Raw genomic sequence first — 17,458 nt, 5'->3', positions numbered from 1 at the left:
TCGAAACCTCTGTCGGCCGGGGCTGGGTGGTGACCACGTCGGGGTTGTGGTTGCTGACATTGTCGTCTTGCTGGGTTTCGACTCGGGTCCTCGCCTGGCGGCTCGGTCCCGGCTCAACCATCGAATATGGTTGTGGCGGTTGCTGATGCTGCTGTGGTCCCGGATCAACCATCGAATGTGGTTGTGGCGGTTGCCGATGCTGCTTTCTATTCCGGATCGATCATCGAATGGTGTCTTTGTGTCCCTACTCGCTCAACAGCTCCACGCTCGTGATGCGGTGCAGGGAGAAGTGCTGCTCGTCGTCGGTGCCGTCCTCGGTGCCGATCAACTGACCTGCGCTCATGATGCGGGGATGGACGATGTGTCGGCTCGCCGAACCGTGGGCGTTCACGTAATCCACGCGCAGCGGGCGATTGGCCCGCAAGGCCAACTGGATCAGGGCCGTGGTGGTCTCACCGTTGCCCGCGGCACGTACCGGGGTGGTCGAGCCCTTCTTCTCCCGGGCCGGTCTCGCCGCCATCGCCCGGTCATGCGAACGCAACCGCGACACCACCTCCCGCACCTGGTCGGAGTTGAGGGCGGAACGGCGCGGCGGGATCAGGGTCCGTCGCCCACGTGTGGTCGCCACCCGGCTGCCGCGGGTGCGCATGTCCACCAGCTCGCCGGCCGAATCCTCGCCGGCCGGCGCGAAACCGGCGGATCGCAGCTGCTCGAGGACTTCGCGGATCTCGCTGGGCGACACCGCGACCGTGGGGGCCAGGGCACGCAAGGCCAAGTGGTCGGCGGCGTCGCTGCGTAACACCGCCGCCAGCGTGGCGGCATCCTCGCACCGGATGAACGACGACGCCAGACCCACCCGCAGCTGGCCGTGGCGGCGGGCCACGTCCTCGATCAGATAGGTCAGCGACTGGGGGACCGGGGTGCGGGAGTGCGCGGTGAACAGGGTGATCAGTTCACTGCTGGAGCGTCCCGCGTCGAGCGCACGCCGCACGCTGTCCTCGGTGACGCGATACACCGATGCGGCTCCACCGGATTCGAGGTCGGCGACCAGCTCCACCTGCTCGGCCAGATCCGGGGTCATCGGACCCGGCACGGTGATGGTGAGATCGGCCTGGGCGAGGAAGTGGTCGACCGGCTCGGGCAAGGCCTTACGCATCGCGGCGAGGGTCGCGGCATCCTCGTCGTCGGGTTCGGCGGCGAGGAGCGCGCGCCCCACCGACGACAGTGCCGCATGTGCGACGATCCCGAGTTCCCGTGCTTCGGTGAGGGTTTCGTCGACGACGCGGGTGGTGATCCGACGCAACCCGTGCGGATGATGCCAATGCAGAGCGGCCACCAGACCCGCCACCGACACCCGGGTACCGGGGGCGGTGTTGGCCAGCCCGGCCAGGATGGTGTGCCGCTGGGCGGGTGCATGGGCGTCCTGGTTCTCCGCCGACAACGCCGGGATGGTGGTGCCGTCGCGGTCGGGCTCACCCACCTGCCACGCCCGGCGGGGCACCGACAGCCATGCCTGGGCCAGGGTCAGCCACTGCCGTTCCGGCGGCTGGTGCAACCAGGCGTCGGCCTGGGTGGTGGGCGCGAAGGCGTGCTCGCCGGTGTCGTTGGCCGGCGGCGGATCGGGGAAACCGGCGTCGATCAGACGGGCATGTGCCAGCAACTCGACGATCAGCGCCACCCGCCGCTGGTCGAGACCGGTGGCCTTGCTCAGCCGGCGCAGCTCACGCACGCCCAGCGCACCCGACCGCAGCACCGCGGCCGGGGCGGTCCCCAGCACCCGCAGCAGGGCGACGGTGTGCCGGATCAGTTCCAGCGCCTCACCACCGGCCGCCGCGTCGATGTCACGGGCGGAGAACCGCCGGGATGCATTGTCGTCGTCGGGCACCGGCCGGTGCAGGTCGTCGCTGCGCAACGGCGGCTCACCGCGCAGGATCTGCCCGACCTGCGGTGGCAGTTCGACGGTCTGGTGATCGATCCGGGCGAGCAGGCCGTCGGCGATCAGCCGGGCCACCGGCGCCGCCGGATCCGCGTCGGGGGCGGCGTCGCGGCTGCGGCCCAGCGCCGGCCCGCGTGAGAGGGTGGCGAGCAGGTCGGACCGACGCTCGTCGAGACCGTCGAGCCGGGCCCGCACCTCGTCCGGGGTGAGATGGCCGAGCGGGCCGGTCAGATGCAGTGCCCGCCACGGCAACGCCGCGGCGGTGTGCGCCCCGACGTGCAGCGAGTCGTCGTCGCCCCAGATCAGGGCCAGCCGCCGGAGATGGTCGACGCGTGCGGCGAGGTCGGCGGGCTCGGCGCGATCGGACAGTGCGTCCACGATCGCCGACACGGTCACCGGTACCGGCGTCTTGCGTCGCTTCGGGGGCGTACCCAAGACGATCGCCTGCTCCAGCACGGCCACGTCGAGCAGATCCAGCGACTCGCCGGCCAGCGCGATCGATGCGGCCGACAACGCACGCTGACCGAGGACACCGGTCCCCTGGGGTGGCGGCGCGGCGAGATCGGGCCGGAGCGCGAAGAGTTCGGCGAGGTCGTCGTCGGAGCGACGCGTCAGATCGACGGCCAGTGCGTCCGCGCGGGTATCCGAACTCATCCGACCGATTCTACTGAGTGCCGGGTATGCCGCTGCGGGCGCGCCGAACCCCGATCAGGCGGGGAGGGTCAGCTTGACCGGCGTCGACCGGTCGCTGGTGCTGCCGTCGCCGAGCTGGCCGACGTCGTTGTGGCCCCAGCAGTACACCTCGCCGGCGGAGTTCCGCGAGCAGGTGGAGCCGCCCGCGGTCTCCACCGCCACCGCCTGACCGGTCAGGCCGGTGACCTCCGCGGGGGTCTGGCGGCCGTCGCCGGTGGTGCCGAGCTGGGAGTTGTCGTTGTCGCCCCAGCACCACACCTTCGCGTCCGCGACGGCACAGGTGCTGCCCCAGCCGGTGCTGATCACCGACGCCCCGGACAGGCCGGTGGCCTGGGTCGGCACCGATCGCTGCTGGGTGCTGCCGTCGCCGATCTGGCCGTAGGCGTTGTCGCCCCAGCAGTAGGCGCCGCCACCGGAGGTCGCACAGACCGTGACATAGGCGGTCGGCGTGTCCTCCGAGTTGTTCTTGGTGTAGGTGCCGACCGACAGCGAGGTCACGTCGGTGAGATTGGCGACCTGGACCGGCGACTCCTGCCGACTGGTCGACCCGTTGCCGATCTGGGCGTTGTCGTTGTCACCCCAGCAGTAGGCTTTGCCCTCGGCGATCGCGCAGGTGGTGCCCTGTGCGGTGGCCACCGCGGTGGCCGGGGGCAGACCCGCGACCTTGGTCGGGGTGGTGGTCTCGTCCACACCGGGCAGACCGAGCTGCCCGGAGTCGTTGTCGCCCCAGCAGAGCACATCGCCGTTGGCGACCGCACACGTCGACCCGTATCCGGTGGCGATCGAGGTCACGCCGGTCAGATTCGGGACCTTGGTGGGCGAGGTCTTGTCGGTGCCGGAACCGGTGGCGCCGTCGCCGATCTGGCCGTAGTGGTCGTTGCCCCAGCAGTAGGCCTCGCCGCCGGCCACCGCACACACCGTGGTGCGCGAGTTGCGGTCGCTGTCGGCGTACCCGCCCACCGAGATCGCGGTGACGCCGGAGAGTCCGCCGACCTCGACCGGGGTGGTGCTGTCGGTGGTCGAGCCGATCCCCAGCTCGCCGGAACCGTTCTTACCCCAGCAGTAGGCCTTGCCGGCCTGCACCGTGCACGTCGTCTTGCCGTAGGCCGACATGGTGAACGGCTGCGCCGCGGTGACGTCGTCGTCCTTGCTGCCGCTGAACGCACCCGCTGCGAACGCGATTCCGACCGCGGCCGCGACGATCACGACCGCGGCGACGGCGATCACACCCACGATCAGGCCGGTGCGCTTCTTGCGCTGCGGTGGCTGCGGCTGCCCGTACGGCTGCCCCGGAACACCGCCGACGAGGTGGTTCGGCTGCGACGGCGGGTAGGTCGGCGGCTGCCCGCCACCCAGCGGCACGGTGCCCGGACCGCCGAGTCCCGCAGTCGGATTCGCCATCGTCGGGCCGGAGGCGATCCCCGGCTGCGACGGATACGGCGTCGGCGGCGGGGTGCCCGGGTATCCCGGTGACGCCGGGTAGGCGCCCGGGTTCGGCTGTGCCGGATTGGGATAGGACCCCGGATTGGGGTGCGAGGGCGGATTGGGGTGCCCCGGATTGGGGTAGGACGGCGGGTTCGACAGACCGCCGGACGGGATCGGGGTCCCCACCGGAGCCGGGGTGGCGGGACGATGGCCCCCCGCCGGGCCGATCACCGTTGCCTCCCCGGAACCGTCGACGGCCGACTTGAGGGCGGCGGCGAAGGACCGGCAGTCCGGATAGCGGTCCGCCGGGTTCTTCGCGAGCGCCCTGGTCAGCACCGCGTCGAAGGCGCCGAGGTCCGGTCGCAGGGAGCTGATCGGCGGGATCGGCTTGGTCAGATGACTCATCACCAGCGCCGACGGCGTGGTGGTGGTGAACGGTGCCTGACCGGTGAACAGCTGGAAGACCGTGCACGCCAACGAGTACTGATCGCTCATCGCGGTCGCGTCGTGCCCCTCGATCACCTCGGGGGCGCAGTAGGCGAGGGTGCCGATGAACGCACTCGTCGCGGTCAGCGAGGTGGAGTTGACCAGCTTGGCGATACCGAAGTCGAGGACGGTGACCCGCTCGATACCGCCCCCCGAGGCATCCCGGCTGACGAAGATGTTGGCGGGCTTGACATCCCGGTGGATCACCTGACGTCGGTGGGCGTAGTCCAGGGCGTCGGCGACCCGCTCGGTGACGGTCACCACGTCCGCCGCGGAGATGGGGCCGTGGGTGAGGTCGGAGCCCTCCAGGTAGTTCATCGTGAACCACGGGGTGCCGTCGGTGATGCCGTACTGATGGATCGAGATGATGCTGGGGTGATCCAGCGACGCGGTGGTCCGCGCCTCGTTGGTGAATCGGCGCTGGAAGTCGGGATCCTGCGCCCCGGCGAGCGAGATGACCTTGAGGGCCTCGCGGCGGAGCAGCTGCGGATTCTCGACGAGGTAGACCTCGCCCATTCCGCCCGAACCCAGCAGTGAGACCACGCGGTAGCCGGCGATCTGTGAACCTGGACTCAGTGGCACGTCTTCCCCTTCGATGCTCGTCGGACCTTGGATTGTGACCCTACCGCCACCGATGACACGGGTGCCGCCATATCATTCGAACGGAGGGTGGGTGGTCGGCCTGCCCGGCAGGTGTCGGGCATGGCACAATATGCGCGTGGCTGAGAGCAATTCGAAGAATCACTACGTCGACAACGGCTGGCCGAGGGATGGCGACGGCAACGTGCCCGACCATGCCGTCTCGGAGTTCGCGACCCACGTCGCCGGTGCACTGTCCCCGTTCGGGGACGTCGAGTTCCCGCTGCCTGCGGACAAGGTGCACTACATCAACCCCAAGACGGACATCAACAGCTGAGCCGTGACCGGCGAATCGCTGTCACACATCGACGACTCGGGCACCGCCCGGATGGTCGATGTCGGTGACAAGTCGGTCACCCGGCGTCGGGCGGTCGCCTCGGGCACCTTCCGGACCACCGCACGGGTGATCGAACTGCTCACCTCCGCCTCCCTGCCCAAGGGAGACGTGCTGGCCACGGCCCGCATCGCCGGGATCATGGCCGCCAAGCGCACCGATGCGCTCATCCCGCTGTGCCATCAGCTGTCGCTGGCATCGGTCGACGTCGACTTCGAGGTCGGCACCGACAGCATCGACGTGACCGCGACGGTCACCACCGCCGGTCAGACCGGCGTCGAGATGGAGGCACTCACCGCCGTGTCGGTGGCCGGGCTCACCCTGCACGACATGGTCAAGGCGGTCGACCGTCGCGCCAGCATGGACGGCGTCCGGCTCCTGGAGAAGTCCGGCGGCCGATCGGGCCACTGGATTCGCGACGAGGACCCGGATCGGTGACACCCTCGCGTTCGGCGCGGGTGATCGTGGCGTCGACCAGGGCGAGCAGCGGGATCTACAAGGACCGATCCGGCCCGATCATCGTCGACTGGCTCACCACCCGCGATTTCGCTGTCGACGAGGTGGACGTGGTCGCCGACGGTGACCCCGTCGGAGCGGCCATCCGCGCCGGCGTCTACGCGGGCGTCGACCTGATCGTCACCTCCGGCGGAACCGGCCTCTCACCCACCGATCGCACCCCCGAGCAGACCCGGACACTGCTCGACATCGAGATCCCCGGCCTGGCCGATGCGATCCGACGATCCGGACTCCCCGACGTCCCCACATCGATCCTGTCCCGCGGAACCGCAGGCGTCATCGGCACCACCCTCGTGGTCAATCTGCCCGGTTCCACCGGCGGGGTGCGCGACGGGCTGACGGTGCTCGGCACGGTCCTCGACCACACCCTCGACCAGATCCGCGGCGGTGACCACCCATGACCCCGGAACCGTCCGCGGTACAGGTCGTCCACACCGCACTCGCCACCGAACCGATCACCCTCGCCGAGCACGAGGACCTCGTCACCCGTGCCGCGGGTGGGGCCGCGGGGGCCGTCGTCGGGTTCGTCGGCGCGGTCCGCGATCACGACGGTGGCCGTGGCGTCACCCTGCTGTCGTACTCGGCACACCCGAGCGCCCCGGCCGTGCTGGCCGAGGTGGTCGCCGAGGTCGCGGCATCGGCACAGGGCGTGCGCGCGGTGGCCGTATCCCACCGCGTCGGCGACCTGCGGATCGGCGACGTGGCCTTCGTCGTCGCCGTGGCCGCCGATCACCGTGGACCGGCATTCGAGACCTGCGCGCGGATGGTCGACGAGGTCAAGGCCCGGATACCGGTGTGGAAACACCAGTTCTTCGACGACGGCAGAGACGAATGGGTCGGCTCCGCCTGACTCACCCCGGAATTGGAAAAGGGCCCCGCACGGCGTGATGCATCGTGCGGGGCCCTTCGTCTGGGTCGCTCAGGGGAGCGGGATCAGGCCCTTGTTGTCGTTGAACAGGCGCAGCTGGTCCGGGGTGAGCTGGTAGCCGCTGCTCTGGGCGGCCTTCAGCAGTCCCTGGACCTCGGGGCTGACGCCGGCCTCACCGAGCTGATCGAGGGCTTCCTGGGTGCTGGTGGCATCCGGGGTCTGCTCGAGACCGGTGGCGGGCTGCTGCGGGGTGGACGGCGCCGGGGTCGGCGCGGCCTTGCGCAGCGGGGTGGTGTCGGCGGGGGCGGTGCGCGGGGTGGGACCCGACAGCGGGCCACCACAGCTCGGCCAGGCGCCCTTGCCCTGCGACGCCAGCACGCGCTCGGCGACGACGATCTGCTGCTCGCGGGTGGCCTGGTTGGCGGTCGGGGCGAACTCGCCGCCGCCGTGCCCGGCCCAGGTGCTCGGGCTGAACTGCAGCCCGCCCTGGTAGCCGTTGCCGGTGTTGATGGCCCAGTTGCCGCCCGACTCACACTGCGCGACCTGGTTCCACTCGGCGTCGGTGGCGGCCTGGGCGGAGCCCGTGCCCAGCAGGGCGGCGCCACCACCGAGGACGGCGCCGGTCAGCGCGACCTTGGCGAAGGTCTTGGTGGTGGTCGAGGTCGTCGGCTTGCGGTGACGTCCGGACATAGGTGTTCGTTCCCTCTCTCCACGCGCCTGCGAAGTCAGCTGTCGGGTTCGAGCGAGAGGTGCTCGGTCGCTATGGCCGGTGTGGCCGCGGACTTAACCCCAAGGACGTCGGTCGACGTCCGGTTCCCGGATGGGAAGGTGGGTCCCCCGTCCTCGTTCCCAGATGTTTCTCGTCATCCCACCGGTGGAACGAGGCTCGGCGCGCCCGGTGGAACGTTATGGATGTGTTGGTCTGGCTGTGACCTTCCGAAGTAGGTCGACACGAACCCTACGTCGTTCGAGCGGAGGATTCACGCCCCATCCCGCAACCCATTTCGAGTGTCCGAACGGGACTTTCGGCCCCATTTCAGTGTCACCGCAGTTCACAGGCATGATGGTCGTCTCGTGTCCATCCCGTTACCGGGCTGTTATGTGAGAAAGGTCACAGGACGGTTGCGGGTCATCCGCCGGCAAACGGCGGGAGGACGTCGAGCACCCGCACCGGTGCCAGGCGGCGGGTGCGGTCGCACAGGGCGGTCTCGTCGCGGAGATACGAGCACCGTTCGAGGACCCGTGCGAGTTCCGGATTCCCGTCGGCCAGAGTGTGTTCCAACTCACCGAGGGTGATCGAGTCGGCGACGTCGACGACGGTCTCGTCGACACCGGCCGCGGCGCGCGCGGCAGCGAAGAACCGGACGGTCACCTGCATCCGACTCAGCCGCCGATCGCCGACATCGGCCGGTCCGGCTGGTGGAAACCGGCGGAGTTGACCGCGTGGCCGGGGCCCTTCGCCCAGGCATTGCCGCGCCACAGCCGCGCGATGGCGGCGTCGGTGTCCACCGACAGCGGCCCGCCGCGCAATGCGGGCAGCAGCGACGTCTCCGACGTCGCGAACAGACAGTTGCGCAGGGCGCCGTCGGCGGTCAGGCGGGTGCGGTCGCAGTCCCCGCAGAACGGGCGGGTGACCGACGCGATGACGCCGACCCGGGCCGGTCCGCCGTGGGGCTCGGTGTACCCGTCGACCAGCCAGGTCTGGGCCGGTGCGGCCCCCCGCGGCGTCGGATCGGGCCGCAGGTCGAAGCCGGCCTGCAGGGTGGCCAGGATCTCGTCGGCGGTCACCATCGACGCCCGGTCCCAGTCGTGGCCGGCGTCGAGCGGCATCTGCTCGATCACCCGCAGTTGATAGCCGTGGTCCAGGCAGAACCGGAGCAGGTCGGGCAGGCGGGACAGATCCGACCGGTCCGGGAGCACGGCATTGACCTTCACCGGGTGCAGGCCGGCGGCCCGCGCGGCGGCCAGTCCGTCGAGTACGTCACCGAGCCGGTCGCGGCGGGTGATCTCGGCGAACCGGGCGGCATCGACGGTGTCGAGCGAGATGTTCACCCGCGTCAGCCCGGCGTCGACGAGTCCGCCGATACGTCGCGTCAGGCCCAGCCCGTTGGTGGTCATCGCGATGTCGGGGCGTTCGTCGAGCCCGGCCACCGCGGCCACGATCTCCTCGAGATCGCGGCGCAGCAGTGGCTCGCCGCCGGTGAAGCGGATCGCACGCACCCCGAGGTCGCGGACCGCGACGGTCAGCACACGGATGACCTCGTCGGTGGTCAGCAGGTCGTCGCCGGGCAGCCAGTCCAGACCCTCGGCGGGCATGCAGTAGCGGCAGCGCAGGTTGCAGCGGTCGGTCACCGACACGCGCAGATCGGTCGCGACCCGGCCGTGGGTGTCCCACAGCCGGTTGTCCGGGCCCGCAGGCGTGGTGTCGGGTGCGCACAGACCGGGCAGGCAGGGATCGGCTGTGCGGGAGGGGAGGGGCAGGCCCAGATGGACGGTGGTCATCGTCGGGCCTCGAGGGCGCGGAAGCTGCTGGCGTGGAAGACCAGGGGTTCGATGTCCGGATCCGAGCGCAATGCCTCGATCCGGAGCAGCACCACGACGTGATCGCCGGCCGGGACCTCCTGGGCGACGGTGCACAACAGATGTGCGGCGGCCTGCGGGACGAACAGTGCGCCGTCGTCGACGCCGGTCCGCGTTCCGGCGTCCGGACCGAACGGGTCGATCCCGTCGAACCGGTGCTCGGCGGGTCCGGCCATCTGCCGGCACAGCTCGGACTGGTCGGCGGAGAACACACTGACGCCCAGCGCCCGTGACGCCCGCAGCCGCGGCCAGGTGGTGGAGGTGTTCTGGACGCACACGCTGACCAGCGGTGGGTCCATCGACACCGAGGTGAACGAACTGGCCGCCATCCCGATCGGTTGCGGGTCGTGGGGGCCGCCCACATCGCTGCAGACGGCGACGACTCCCGACGGGAAGCAGCCGAAGGCCTGCTTCAAGGCCCCGGGGTCGGTGACCGCGGAGAACTCGCCGGGCGGGGCGGTCACCGTGTCCGGCGTCCGGTGCGCAGGGCCGCGGCGATGGCCAGCAGGAATCCGAGCGGGGCGCACAGTGCCAGCAGATAGACCGCGGTCGGTGCCGTCTCGCCGTCGGCGACAGCCGGCATCACGAACAGTGCGATGAGCGCGATCAGGCCGATCACGAACACCACGATCGCCACCGGCAACAGCCGCGATGATCGCTTCTTCTCCATATCACCCACGGTAGAACTCCATGTCATCCACGGTAGAACACCCGGGCACCTCCTGTGGACCGTGGCAGTGCAGGGGTACCGGAACCGCTCGCCCATACCGGCACGGGTGCGAGGGGCGTTCGGTGGACGGTAATGGGTGTGACCCGGTGCGGGACGGTTGGCTAGGATGGTGACGACCAGGCGCCTGTTGCTCATCGTTCTGTGTGGGACCGGGCGCCTTTTTTGTTGTGACCGACCGATTTCAGTGAGGGTGAGCACAGTGCCGACGGGCAAGGTGAAGTGGTACGACGCCGACAAGGGCTTCGGTTTTCTCGCTCAAGAGGGCGGCGAGGACGTGTACGTCCGTGCGTCGACCCTTCCCGAGGGCATCGCGGCCCTCAAGCCGGGGCAGCGAGTGGAGTTCGACATGGCCGCCGGTCGCCGGGGGCCGCAGGCGCTGCGCGTGAGCGTGCTCGAGCCGGCACCCAGCATGGCCAAGAACGCCCGGGAAGCCGCCCGCAAGGACGTCAAGCGGCACAGCCCGGACGAACTGCACGGCATGGTCGCCGACCTGATCACCCTGCTCGAGAACAAGGTGCAGCCCGACCTGCGTCAGGGCCGCTACCCGGATCGCAAGACCGCGCAGCGGATCTCCGAGGTTGTGCGCGCGGTCGCCCGCGAACTCGATCACTGATCGCCCCACCCCGATCACCCGGATCGTCCTGCCCGGATCTCCCGGCAGGACGATCCGCGTGCGGGTCAGATCGCCGGGACGGCGAACCCGACCGGTGCGGTCTGCACGGCCAGGGCGCCGCGTGCGGTGTCGATCGTGCCGTCGGCGTTGACCACCGCGGACGGCACGATCACGGTGATGCCGACCAGCACCCGATCGGGCTCTGATTCCAGCTTCACCGTGAAGGTCGTGCCGGACTGCAGGATGCGGGAATCCTCGTAGAGGCCCTTCGGCGTCGCATACAGCGCGGTCAGGCTCCAGGGACCCGACGCGATCACCGACGGCACCGACAGCAGCACCGACGTGCCGGTCGGGACCGGGACGTGCGGTGTCTCCCGCTGCGGCTGGTTCGGCGGCGGTGTGCACTCGGTGAGGAACACATCGCACCAGCGCACGGGTTCGACGGTGTGCAGCTGGTCGCCGACCGCCAGGTGCAGGTAGGCGCCGTCCTCGTCGTCGGAGTGGGCGGTGGCCACGAGCACACCGACCGCACTGCCCACGACGGCAACCACCACGATCGCGACCAGCGCGATGATCGCGACGGCCTTCTTCTCACCGGAACTCATCACGGTCTAGTGATATCCCATCCGCTTGGTGGGCTCGTCGCCCGGTCCGGGTCGACGCCGCGGCGGTTCGTGCCGCGTCGTCGGATGGCTGTAGTGGGTGGTCGGTGCCGCCGCGAACGGGGTGGTGGGGGCGGTCTGGTCGGGGCGATGCCCACCGAGGCCGGGGATCAGTGAGTGTCCGCGGACGGTCAGCACGGTCTGGGTCAGGCCGACCCCGAGGAACGCCGCGACCACGGCGAAACCGATCCACAGTGTGGTGGGCAGCAGCACGCCGAGTGCCGCGCCGGTCACCCAGCACAGCTGCAGGACGGTCTCCGACCGGCCGAACGCCGACGCCCGCGACTCCTCCGGCAGGTCGTCCTGGATGGACGAGTCGAGGCACACCTTGCCGATCGCGCTGGTCCCGGAGGCGACGAGCGCGGTGAGCGTGGCCATCAGCATGTTGCCGAACACGGCCGTCAGAACGGCGAACACGAAACATGCGGTGGTCGAGTAGAGGACGATCTTCTGCGGGTTCTTCAGCTCCAGCCGGGTGCCGACGCCGTTGCCGATCATGTTGCCGATACCGGCGGCCGCACCGACCACACCCAGCATCGCCAGCTGCTTCCAGTCCGAGTGCACACCCTCCTGGGCCTTGGCGTAGAAGGCGATGTAGAGGGTCAGGAACCCGGTGAGGATGCGGATGGTCCCGTTGCCCCACAGACCTGCGACGACCCGGCGTCCCAGCGGCCGGCGCATCGTCGCGGCCAGCACCTTCGCGCCGTCCCGCACACCGCCGCGTCCTTCACGTCCCTCTCGGCCGGTGCGTGGCGGCTCGGCGGTCGTCGGACCGTGGTAGGTGAGGGTGGTGGGCACCTCACCCTCGGTGACCTCCACCCACGACGGGATCCGCATGCACAGGTAGGCGCCGACGGCGGCCACGATCGCCAGCCACACCATCGCACCCGGCAGGTGGAAGGGCAGCACCTTGGCCAGCAACAGCTCGAACACCGCGGCCACCGCACCGCCGAGGATGGTGCCCCCGATCAGGCCGAATGTGGTCAGTCGGGAGTTCACCCGGGGCAGGTCGATGGACGGCGGCACCACCCGTGGGGTGACCGCCGACTTGAGCACGCCGAACGATTTGGACAGCACCATCAGACCCAGCGCGCACGGGTAGAGCACCCACGGGTCGTAGTTGAGTTGCTGTGCGGCGGCATCCCACGTGACATTCGCCATGATCAGCAGGGCCAGCACCACGCGGGCGCCGAAGGTGACCGCCATCGCCACCCGCCGCCCGTGCTGCAGCCGGTCGAGGAGCGGACCGATCAGCGGGGCGATCAGCGCGAACGGGGCGATCGTCAACGCCAGGTACAGCGCCACGCTCACCTTCGACTCGGCGGTGGCCGCCGAGAAGAACAGCGTGTTGGCCAGGGCGACGGCCATCGCGGCGTCGACGGTGAAGTTCGCGATCACCGGCAGGGTCAGTGCGGTCAGACCCGACTGGTCGGCGCCGTCGGCGGTCGCGGCCTGGTGGATCTTGCCGATGCCCGCGGCGGTGAGCTGCCTCGACCGCATCGCCGCCACGCGGGCGACGGTGATCTTCTTGGGCAGTTTCGGCTGGTCGGGGTCGGTGGGCAGGGCCTGGGTGTCCGACGATCGCGGCGGTGCCGACGGGTCGTCGAGGGGCGGCAGATGCGGATTGTGCGTCCGCGGCGGCAGATAGGCGTCGCCACGGTTGCCGCCGGGAGGATTGTTGCCGCCCGAACCGCGGCCCGCACCCGCCGGATCACGACCCGGCTGCGGCCGGCGCCGACGGCCGTCGGCCGGATAGTTCGCGGTACCCGGATGGTCGACCGGGTTGCGCCGGGTACGCCCGTCCACACGGGGGTCGGTGGCCCCGGCGTGTGTGTCGGCGCGGTTCTGCGGCTTCCATCCGGTCACGCGTCAATTGTTCCCTATCCGGCGACAGGCGTGGCGGATGAGGTGCTCGGCGATGTGTCGCACGCACCGCCTCCCGCGGGAGACCTCCGGTGGATCGCCCGGCACCGGCCGGAAGCACGCGGCACCAGGTGTGCACGCGGATCCGGCGATGTTGCACACTGGAACGGTGACTGGAGTTGTGGACGGGCCGCGGTTGCTCGATGCCGTCGATATTGCCCGTGCTGCGCTCATCGAGGACGGACACCGTCCGGGTGAGCATCGTCACGCCGTCGCGGAGGGTGAGTGGGCCGCCGCCCACTACTTCGACGCCGATCTGATCGGCTACCGCGGATGGCAGTGGTGTGTCGTGGTGGCCGGCGCCCCGGGCAGCGACGAGGTGACCGTGTCCGAGGTGGTTCTGCTGCCCGGTGACGGCGCGCTGCTGTCGCCGTCGTGGGTGCCGTGGTCGAAGCGGGTCGCCCCCGGCGATCTCTCGGCCGGCGACGTCCTGGCCGCCGATCCCGACGACGTGCGTCTGGTCCCGAACCAGATCGACACCGGCGACGAGTTCGTCGCCGATCCCGACGAGATCGCGCAGATCTCCGGTGCACTCGGCCTGGGTCGCAAGCGGCTGCTCAGCCGTGAGGGACGCGACGAGGCCGCGCAGCGCTGGTACGACGGCGACTTCGGACCGGGTTCGGAGATGGCACAGGCCGCCCAGTTCCCGTGCTGCACCTGCGGTTTCTACATCCCGCTGTCGGGGTCGCTGCGCGCGGCGTTCGGTGCGTGCGCCAACGAGTTCTCCGCCGACGCCCACGTCGTCTCCGCCGAATACGGCTGTGGCGCACACTCCGACATGGTCGCCCCCAAGGGTGAGGGCACCCCGGCCTTCGACGCCTTCGACGACGGTGTGCTCGAGATCGTCGCGGTGTCGGCCGGTGCGGGTGCCGACGATCCGGACGGCCGGTCCTGACCACTCCCGATCGGTTCGGTGCGGCCGCCCTGCGGGAGGCCACCGTCGCGGCGTGGCGTGATTCGCCGACCCGACTCGCCGAGGATGCCGCCGCCGAGGCGGACCTGGCGGCGGTCGGGTACCGCGACCGGCTCGTGGTGGAGCTGGTCACCAACGCCGCCGACGCCGCGCATCTGGGCGGGGCCGCCGGACATGTCGCGATCTGGGCCGACGGCGCTACCCTGCACATCGCCAACACCGGTGCGCCCCTGACCGAATCCGGTGTACGCTCGCTCACCGCACTGCGGGTGTCGGCCAAGGACCCCGCGGGCACCGACGGTGTCGTCGGCCGGTTCGGGGTCGGCTTCTCGGCCACCGCCACCGTCGCCGACCGGGTCGAGATCCGTTCGGGGCCCGGATCGATCGTCTTCGACCGGGATCGGACCGGGGCCACGCTGGACCAGGCCGGGATCGATGCCGACGAGGCACTGTCGCGGCACGCCGTTCCGCTGCTGCGCCTGGCCTGGCCGCTCGACGCGGCACCCCGCGCCGGATTCGCCACCGAGATCGTCCTGTCGTTGCGGCCGGACACCGATGTGGCCGGCCTGCTCGCCGTGGCCGCCGGGCAGGCCGCCGACCTGTTGCTCGCCCTGCCCGCACTGGCGCGGATGGACGTGGGCGAGCAGACCTTCACCGTCGAGCGCGGTGACGACCGGATCGTGGTCGAGGAGTCCGGCGGCGGCCGTCGCGAGTTCGCCGTCGCCACCCACGGCGGAAGCCGGTGGTCGGTGGAGCTGCGCCAGGGCACCGTCGTCGTCGGCGACCGGGACGTGGTGTGGGCACCGACGCCCACCGATATCCCGATGTCGTTGCCGTGCAGGCTCTACACCGACGCCCCGCTGACCGCCGACCGTCGCCATCTGCATCCGTCGGCCGACATCGTCGGTGCCGCCGCCGGGTATCCAGAGATCCTGCGACTCGTCGATCCGGTGGACCGACTGTCGTTGGTGCCCTTGCCTTATCGTGCACACGGCGGTGACGACACTCGGATGATCGAGGCCGTCCTGGCCGCGCTGCGCACCTCCGGCTGGCTGCCCGGCGCGGGCGGTGACGATCTGGTTCCCACCCGGGCGGTGGTGCTGATCGGACTGACCGACGCCCTCGCCGAGGTGCTCGGTGAGGTGTTCGCCGACCTCGTCCACCCGGAACTGTCGTCGGCACATCGCCTTCCGGTCCTCGAGCTGCTCGGGGTGGACCGGATCGGACTGGCCGTCGTCGCCGAGCGGCTGGCCGGGGTGGACCGCGATGCGCAGTGGTGGCACCGCCTCTACGATGCGCTGGCGCCACTGGTCGGTACCGGTGCCGACGTCGAAGAACTTGCCGCACTACCGATCCCGCGATCCGATTCCCGGATGCACATCGGTGCCCGCGGCCTGTTCACCACGACGGTCGACGTGGGCATCCCGCTGCGATGGGTGCCCACCGTCGATCCCGCCGCCGATCACCCACTCCTGGAACGGCTCGGCGTGCAGACGCTGTCGCCGGCCGAGGCGCTGGCCGACCCGGTCCTGCAGTCCCTCGTCGACGACGAGGCCGAGGACCTCGCCGAAGAGGTCCTCACGCTGCTCGCCGCCGACCCCGACGCCCCGGTTCCGGGCTGGCTCGCACGCCTGCCGATCCCCGATGCCGACGGGGAACTGTGCAGTGCCGACGAACTGCTGCTCGCCGAGTCGCCGTTGCTGTCGGTGCTCGTCGACGACCACCCGTTCGGGATCGTCGACCCCGAGCTGGCCGAGCGGGTGGGGGCCGACGTCCTGCGCCGCCTCGGCGTCGGATGGGGGTTCGCCCTGGTCTCCGACGAGCTGCCGGTCGGACCCGACCACGAACTGCCCGACGAGGAGCAGTGGTGGGAGTCGCTGCCCGATGCTCCGGAAACACTCTGTGCCATCCGTGATCTCGACCTCGTCGATCCCGACCGGTGGGCGAGCGCGCTGACCCTGATGGCCACCGACGAGCGCCTCGCGCCCGCCTTCACCGGCCGGGCCGACTACACCCCGTGGTGGCTGCGGCACTTCGCCGAGGTCGACGGATCGTTGCTCGGCGAGTTCCGTGCGCCGTCGGACGCCGGCCTCGCCGGTGTGCTCGATCCGCTCGATCACCCGCATGCCGACGACCTCGCCACCGCACTCGGGGCGCTGCCGCCGGAATCGGCGACCGACGCCTCGGTACTGCTGGCGCGACTCGGTGAGGACGGGCGCGACGTCACCCCCGGCGTGGCGGTCGGCATCCATGCGGCCATCGTCGGCGCCTGCCGGTCAGGCGCGCTCGACCCGGCGGATATCGACGTGCCGCAGTCGGTCCGGACATTGTCCGGCAGCGTGGCCGACGACGCCGTGGTGGTCGACGCGCCGTGGTGGTTGCAGACCCTCGACGACGCCGAGGCCGTGATCGCCGGACTGCCCGTCGTCGCCGCCGATGCGGCGATGCTCGCCGAGATCCTCGATCTACCCACCGCCGGTGAGGAGTTCACGGTCATCCTGGGAGGGCCAGGACGGCCGGTCGAGACGACGTCGGCCGAGGCCGTTCGCTGGTCGGCCGCAGCCGGAGCGGTCGCCGGCCCGATGCGCATACACGACGAACTCTGGGTGTTCCTCGAACACAACGGCACCCGCCGCGAGAAGCGCGTCGCCTGGTGGGTCGACGATCGCGGTGTCACCCACCGCGGACAGGTGAGCTGATCCCCTGTCTGAGGTTTCGGCTCGTCTCGTCGCTGCCCGGGGCTTCGATTGGTGCTTGAACCGGAACTTCCATTGGTGATTGAGCCGGGGTTTCGATTGGTGATTGAGCCGGGACCGAGCGTAGCGAGGACCCGTGTCGAAATCTCCGTAGCGGGCGCTGGGTGGTGACCATCTCTGAGGTGGTTGCGTTGGCGAGTTCGGCTGTCTGAGGTTTCGACTCGTCTCGTCGCTGCGCTCCTCGTCGGCTCAACCATCGTGTGGCACTGGTTGTTTGAGCCGTGGCTTCTATTGGTGATTGAGCCGGAACTTCCATTGGTGATTGGGCTGGGTCTTCTATCGGTGATTGAGCCGGGACCGAGCGTAGCGAGGACCCGTGTCGAAATCTGGTGAGCTGACGATGTTGGTGGCCACTCTTGAGGTGGTTGCGTGGCGAGTTCGGCT

The 17,458-nt window shown here is 70.2% G+C and carries 16 protein-coding genes and 1 riboswitch; of the genes, 7 read left to right on the top strand and 9 right to left on the bottom strand.

What is annotated here, in order from left to right; all coding sequences use genetic code 11:
- Positions 1-244: 244 nt before the first annotated feature.
- Complete coding sequence (locus GD1_RS10725; protein WP_059036999.1) at positions 245-2,590, bottom strand: helicase-associated domain-containing protein; 2,346 nt, start codon at positions 2,588-2,590, stop codon at positions 245-247.
- A gap of 54 nt (positions 2,591-2,644) precedes the next feature.
- The gene (locus GD1_RS10720) at positions 2,645-5,122 is read right to left on the bottom strand and encodes a protein kinase domain-containing protein (protein WP_059036998.1); all 2,478 of its coding nucleotides are present in this window, start codon (positions 5,120-5,122) and stop codon (positions 2,645-2,647) included.
- Positions 5,123-5,252: 130 nt separating this feature from the next.
- Between GD1_RS10720 and GD1_RS10715 the strand changes: the two genes are divergently transcribed.
- From GD1_RS10715 to GD1_RS10700, 4 genes are read left to right on the top strand one after another with little or no spacing between them, the layout of a single operon-like run.
- Positions 5,253-5,456: a hypothetical protein gene (locus GD1_RS10715; protein WP_152972937.1), complete on the top strand. Its 204-nt coding sequence runs from the start codon at positions 5,253-5,255 to the stop codon at positions 5,454-5,456.
- 51 nt (positions 5,457-5,507) lie between these two features.
- Positions 5,508-5,951, top strand: coding sequence for a cyclic pyranopterin monophosphate synthase MoaC (gene moaC / locus GD1_RS10710; RefSeq protein ID WP_082366144.1), 444 nt, complete (start codon positions 5,508-5,510; stop codon positions 5,949-5,951).
- Positions 5,948-6,430, top strand: a complete 483-nt coding sequence (locus GD1_RS10705; RefSeq protein WP_059036997.1) for a MogA/MoaB family molybdenum cofactor biosynthesis protein — start codon at positions 5,948-5,950, stop codon at positions 6,428-6,430. The genes moaC and GD1_RS10705 overlap by 4 nt, the downstream gene beginning before the upstream one ends.
- On the top strand, positions 6,427-6,879 hold the full coding sequence (locus GD1_RS10700; RefSeq protein WP_059036996.1) for a molybdenum cofactor biosynthesis protein MoaE: 453 nt from the start codon (positions 6,427-6,429) through the stop codon (positions 6,877-6,879). Before GD1_RS10705 ends, GD1_RS10700 begins: the two co-directional genes overlap by 4 nt.
- Positions 6,880-6,948: 69 nt before the next feature.
- Here GD1_RS10700 and GD1_RS10695 read toward each other — a convergent pair whose 3' ends face one another.
- The 5 genes from GD1_RS10695 to GD1_RS10675 all read right to left on the bottom strand — a co-directional run bounded on the left by GD1_RS10695 (position 6,949) and on the right by GD1_RS10675 (position 10,147).
- The gene (locus GD1_RS10695) at positions 6,949-7,587 is read right to left on the bottom strand and encodes a transglycosylase family protein (protein ID WP_059036995.1); all 639 of its coding nucleotides are present in this window, start codon (positions 7,585-7,587) and stop codon (positions 6,949-6,951) included.
- Positions 7,588-7,597: 10 nt separating this feature from the next.
- A riboswitch (cyclic di-AMP (ydaO/yuaA leader) is annotated at positions 7,598-7,763 on the bottom strand.
- 263 nt (positions 7,764-8,026) lie between these two features.
- Positions 8,027-8,275, bottom strand: coding sequence for a MoaD/ThiS family protein (locus tag GD1_RS10690; RefSeq protein ID WP_020794380.1), 249 nt, complete (start codon positions 8,273-8,275; stop codon positions 8,027-8,029).
- Positions 8,276-8,280: 5 nt separating this feature from the next.
- Positions 8,281-9,399 (bottom strand): GTP 3',8-cyclase MoaA, encoded by a 1,119-nt coding sequence (gene moaA / locus GD1_RS10685; protein ID WP_059036994.1) that lies wholly within the window; start codon positions 9,397-9,399, stop codon positions 8,281-8,283.
- A complete protein-coding gene (locus GD1_RS10680; RefSeq protein ID WP_020793605.1) occupies positions 9,396-9,941 on the bottom strand; it encodes a flavin reductase family protein in 546 nt (181 codons plus the stop codon). The genes moaA and GD1_RS10680 overlap by 4 nt, the downstream gene beginning before the upstream one ends.
- On the bottom strand, positions 9,938-10,147 hold the full coding sequence (locus GD1_RS10675) for a hypothetical protein (RefSeq protein WP_053778794.1): 210 nt from the start codon (positions 10,145-10,147) through the stop codon (positions 9,938-9,940). Before GD1_RS10675 ends, GD1_RS10680 begins: the two co-directional genes overlap by 4 nt.
- 259 nt (positions 10,148-10,406) lie before the next feature.
- Here GD1_RS10675 and GD1_RS10670 point away from each other — a divergent pair, with 259 nt between their 5' ends.
- Positions 10,407-10,820, top strand: a complete 414-nt coding sequence (locus tag GD1_RS10670; protein WP_059036993.1) for a cold-shock protein — start codon at positions 10,407-10,409, stop codon at positions 10,818-10,820.
- Positions 10,821-10,885: 65 nt separating this feature from the next.
- Here GD1_RS10670 and GD1_RS10665 read toward each other — a convergent pair whose 3' ends face one another.
- Positions 10,886-11,425, bottom strand: coding sequence for a DUF2771 family protein (locus GD1_RS10665; RefSeq protein WP_202927354.1), 540 nt, complete (start codon positions 11,423-11,425; stop codon positions 10,886-10,888).
- Between the two features lie 6 nt (positions 11,426-11,431).
- Positions 11,432-13,348 carry an MFS transporter gene (locus GD1_RS10660; protein WP_083534075.1) on the bottom strand — a complete coding sequence of 639 codons (1,917 nt, stop codon included), beginning with the start codon at positions 13,346-13,348 and terminating at the stop codon, positions 11,432-11,434.
- Between the two features lie 166 nt (positions 13,349-13,514).
- Between GD1_RS10660 and GD1_RS10655 the strand changes: the two genes are divergently transcribed.
- A complete protein-coding gene (locus tag GD1_RS10655; protein WP_059037000.1) occupies positions 13,515-14,300 on the top strand; it encodes a DUF3027 domain-containing protein in 786 nt (261 codons plus the stop codon).
- Positions 14,297-17,017 (top strand): sacsin N-terminal ATP-binding-like domain-containing protein, encoded by a 2,721-nt coding sequence (locus GD1_RS10650; RefSeq protein ID WP_059036992.1) that lies wholly within the window; start codon positions 14,297-14,299, stop codon positions 17,015-17,017. The genes GD1_RS10655 and GD1_RS10650 overlap by 4 nt, the downstream gene beginning before the upstream one ends.
- Positions 17,018-17,458: the final 441 nt, after the last annotated feature.

The sequence above is a fragment of the Gordonia desulfuricans NBRC 100010 genome (genome assembly GCF_001485495.1).
Lineage (GTDB): Bacteria > Actinomycetota > Actinomycetes > Mycobacteriales > Mycobacteriaceae > Gordonia > Gordonia desulfuricans.
This window is presented reverse-complemented; position numbering and strand designations above follow the sequence as displayed.